The 361-nt window shown below is 75.3% G+C and carries 1 protein-coding gene; it reads right to left on the reverse strand.

Going from position 1 to position 361, the window contains the following annotated elements; all coding sequences use genetic code 11:
- Positions 1–168: 168 nt before the first annotated feature.
- Positions 169–361: hypothetical protein (locus ACKX14_RS15600; protein ID WP_422449288.1), on the reverse strand; the 193-nt coding region annotated here is incomplete at its 5' end.

Below are 361 nucleotides of genomic sequence, written 5' to 3' on the forward strand. Positions count from 1 at the left end.
GGGTGGGGTGAACACAACCCCGTCACGCGCCGACGACGGCGAGTACGGGCGTGACGGTATGCCGGAGGCGGCGGTGGCAGGACGTCGCCGCCGCCGTGCGGTGATGCGGGCATGCGAGCCACCCGGACGGCGTGGGCGTGCGCGGCAGCCGCCGGGACGTACCGAAGATCAGATCAGCGGCGGGCTGCGGGAATCCGCGCAGCGGAACGCGAACTGCTGCGGGCTGCGTATCGCCTCCGCCTCCGCGTCCGGCAGCGGAAGCGGCAGTTCCGGAGACCGGGCCACGTGCCGGGTCGGCAGGCAGGGCGCCGGTGGGTCCTCCCGGGGCGCGGCGTAGGCGAGGGGTACGCCGGTCGACTGG

This window comes from Thermorhabdus hydrogeniformans (assembly GCF_049310025.1).
Lineage (GTDB): Bacteria > Bacillota > Thermosediminibacteria > Thermosediminibacterales > Tepidanaerobacteraceae > JBJYKD01.